At 54.6% G+C, this 2,907-nt stretch carries 5 protein-coding genes and 1 tRNA gene; 1 reads left to right on the top strand and 5 read right to left on the bottom strand.

Going from position 1 to position 2,907, the window contains the following annotated elements; translation table 11 throughout:
- Nucleotides 1–31: 31 nt before the first annotated feature.
- The 3 genes from HPO_RS19215 to HPO_RS19205 all read right to left on the bottom strand — a co-directional run bounded on the left by HPO_RS19215 (nucleotide 32) and on the right by HPO_RS19205 (nucleotide 1,261).
- Nucleotides 32–107 (bottom strand) — tRNA-Asn (locus tag HPO_RS19215).
- A gap of 568 nt (nucleotides 108–675) precedes the next feature.
- Nucleotides 676–876, bottom strand: a complete 201-nt coding sequence (locus HPO_RS21315) for a helix-turn-helix transcriptional regulator (protein ID WP_035602782.1) — start codon at nucleotides 874–876, stop codon at nucleotides 676–678.
- Nucleotide 877: 1 nt separating this feature from the next.
- On the bottom strand, nucleotides 878–1,261 hold the full coding sequence (locus HPO_RS19205) for a hypothetical protein (RefSeq protein WP_035602779.1): 384 nt from the start codon (nucleotides 1,259–1,261) through the stop codon (nucleotides 878–880).
- 113 nt (nucleotides 1,262–1,374) lie between these two features.
- Between HPO_RS19205 and HPO_RS19200 the strand changes: the two genes are divergently transcribed.
- Complete coding sequence (locus HPO_RS19200) at nucleotides 1,375–1,626, top strand: hypothetical protein (RefSeq protein ID WP_035602776.1); 252 nt, start codon at nucleotides 1,375–1,377, stop codon at nucleotides 1,624–1,626.
- Here HPO_RS19200 and HPO_RS19195 read toward each other — a convergent pair.
- Nucleotides 1,623–2,192: a hypothetical protein gene (locus HPO_RS19195; RefSeq protein ID WP_035602773.1), complete on the bottom strand. Its 570-nt coding sequence runs from the start codon at nucleotides 2,190–2,192 to the stop codon at nucleotides 1,623–1,625. The genes HPO_RS19200 and HPO_RS19195 overlap by 4 nt on opposite strands.
- On the bottom strand, nucleotides 2,189–2,907 hold a 719-nt coding region (locus HPO_RS19190; RefSeq protein ID WP_035602770.1), incomplete at its 5' end, for a terminase gpA endonuclease subunit. The genes HPO_RS19190 and HPO_RS19195, both read right to left, overlap by 4 nt.

Below are 2,907 nucleotides of genomic sequence, written 5' to 3'. Positions count from 1 at the left end.
ACCTATGTGTCCGGGCCGGACAAGGGAGAAGTGGCTCCGCGAGCAGGACTCGAACCTGCGACCGGGCGATTAACAGTCGCCTGCTCTACCAACTGAGCTATCGCGGAACAGCTGGAGACGGGGGAATAGCCAGACCGGCTTTCCGGTTCAAGAGGCAAATAGCGCCTTCTGCAGAAAATCCGCTGCGACAGGCTGCAGAATTGTGGATAGCGCCGCCCCGCCGGCAAACCTCACCCCAAAAGAAAAGAGGCGGGAGACAAGCTCCCGCCGAAGGCGTTGGGTGATGGTGGGTGTCTCCAAGAGAAGACATGCCCAAATTCGCCCGAAATGGTTAATGCCGGGTAAACGATTTGCAATAAATGCGCAAAGCGGCGTTCAGCATTGAATGCTGGCTGCAAGGTGGCTGGATTTTCAGGGAAAGTTGATGGAGGCCCCACCCGATTCCACTCACCTTGTATTATTTGGGAAATGTCAAAAAATACCCCCAAATATACCCCAGTGGCAGGGCATTTTGCCGCGTCTTCTGTAGTAAACACTGCAGGTTCGCACCGAATGGTAAGTCGGGGTATCGAGTTTTGGTGACGAATTCGATTGCCTGCGGCGAAGACACACCCCCTGAAAGTTAAGGGAATTCAGGATAATACCCCCTGATGTACCCCCAGGCGCCACCGCGAATTAGTTCAGCAGTTCGCTTATGATAATTCCACGCTTCCACGCGAGCACATCACCCTTCTTCCAAACGGCGATGCGATGGCCAAGGCGAATGCTATGCGGGAATCGGCCTTCGCGAATCCGGCGGTAAATCTCGCTCTTCGAAAGCGAGGTCATCTGAATCACCTCTTTAAGGCGAATGAATTCGGCAGAGGGCCTGATCATCCTAACTCCGAAGGGACAAGAGGGCACAAATCCCCCTGTTTGGGCCGTTCTCCCAGTGTACACAAATCTGTCGGACTGCGATCAACACTTCGTCCGGCCGGAGGTCCCATCGCTGTTCCATGGAAGCAATTTCGTCCAACAGCTCTTCCATTTCATCAGAAGTCTCTTTGTCGCCGAGGCGAAGCGCCTCGTCTTCCTGATGGAGAAAATACATATATCCCGCAAACCCGAGAGTCCTCATCTTCAGTGCGCGGGTATGATATTGTTTCGCTTCCTCATCCCAATTGGGGTCGCCGCTAATGACGCGATCCAATTCTCGCAGAAACGTTTCGTTAAACAGGGGCAATTCCTCAGACATCGCCTTCATCTGTTCAGCTTCGGTCATTTCTCCAGCTCCGGTATGTTTCGTTTGGAGACTCGCCTAGCAAGCGACATGCCAATTTTTCGCCTTTGAGATTATCGCGTATAATCTGCAATTGATTCTAGGAGGGCTAAACCATGTCTAAATTCACTGTTGGCGACCTTCGTGCGTACCTTGCGGGGTTCGACGATTCCACAGAGCTAGAGTTCGAAGGTGGCTTAACCTTCAACTACATCAAACATCGCGATACTGCCCTTATTCTTTTCAACGAAATTCAAGCGCCACTTTCTGACGAATTCTGCGCCGCACACCCGGATATTTTGGTCGCGTTTTATAAGGCCCCCATATTGGAAGGCCCCCTAACCCTGATTGAACTTCCAATTCTCTAAAAGGGCAGAAACGTCAGGTATGGCCAAAGCGTAACGATAGTTGCAGCGGCCCCACCCAGCCATACTGTAAGGCGCACCAGTTTTCCGAGTACGGAGTTTTCTGCTTTTGTCGTGTCGAACCCGGCAGCACCAGCAATCATAAAGGGCGTTCTTGCGAGCCAGGTTAAACCCTTTCCAATCCACCAAAAGGGATTGAAAGTCCTAAAATTCGCGGCTTGCTGATCGCTCTCGTAGACGCCAATTGCGCGATCAATGCTATCAATTAATCGGTTGTGCGATCCAAAGATGCGATTGGGTCCGAAAATATCCGCAAACAAATCAAATGGAACTATAGCGCCTCCAACAGCAGGTGCGGGAAATTGTTGGCCTGAAACACCTATTCCAGCGAAGACGGTGAATTTCCGGGCATCAACGAGGGTCAAATTAATAGACCTGCGAAGCGCTGCTGTCTCAGCATTGTCCGCCAGATTGACCTCTATCCACCTTTCGACATTGGCGCGGAAAGCGGAGAGTGCACGCACGCGCTTTCGGTTCTCAAATATCGTGATGCTCTTATAATTAATCACCTATCCATCCACGCACTGCGAATCACAGCGGGGATCGTCGGGGTTGAAGCGATTTCGCGCAACTCATTTTCCCGCGCATCCATCCGTATGTTGACCAGGCCGCGCACGGCGAATGCGTACACTACGCAGTCCAACGCTTCGGCCTGCCTTCCCTTGATGCGCTCCCATTGGCCGTAGGGGCGGCCGTGGCGGTAGCGGATCACGCGGCGCTCCGAAGTAAGCTGTTCGAAGAAGACGGGCGCCAGGTTGGCTGAAAACCGCATTTGCGTGGGGTCTGACAGGCGCTTGAACACCTGCCCTTTCACAGTGTCCACGCCCACGATGAACAGCCGCCCCGCCTGCGACTTGCTGCGCTCGATAGCCGGCCGATTTCCAGCCGCGCCCTTGATGGCGTAAATCCGGCGGCCGAAACGCGGCTTACAGAAAGCCATGACGGCATCCGTGGTTTCGCCATCGCCCGAGTCCACGGCCGTCGCGGAAATGCCGATCTGCCCGCCAAGAGGGTGTTGCCAGGTCTGCTTAAGGTGCGCGTCAAGTTCGGCCCAGACGTCATCCCCCTGCGGATCACCCCAGAACACGTCCTGCGAGGTCGCCAGCGCCGCGCCGTCTGCCGTCCAGGCCAGAATGACCGCTTCGAGCCGGTCGCGCTGTACGTCCACGCCACATGTCAGCACGCGCACTTCGCTGGGGATGGCAGAAAGGCCGAAGGGCTCGG

Origin of the sequence: Hyphomonas polymorpha PS728 (assembly GCF_000685315.1) — a bacterium.
Classification (GTDB): domain Bacteria; phylum Pseudomonadota; class Alphaproteobacteria; order Caulobacterales; family Hyphomonadaceae; genus Hyphomonas; species Hyphomonas polymorpha.
This window is presented reverse-complemented; position numbering and strand designations above follow the sequence as displayed.

Excerpts from the sequence above, each read along its gene's own strand:
- HPO_RS19200 (WP_035602776.1), top strand. The coding sequence starts at position 1,375 with ATGTCTAAATTCACTGTTGGCGACCTTCGTGCGTACCTTGCGGGGTTC.
- HPO_RS21315 (WP_035602782.1), bottom strand. The coding sequence starts at position 876 with ATGATCAGGCCCTCTGCCGAATTCATTCGCCTTAAAGAGGTGATTCAG.
- HPO_RS19205 (WP_035602779.1), bottom strand. The coding sequence starts at position 1,261 with ATGACCGAAGCTGAACAGATGAAGGCGATGTCTGAGGAATTGCCCCTG.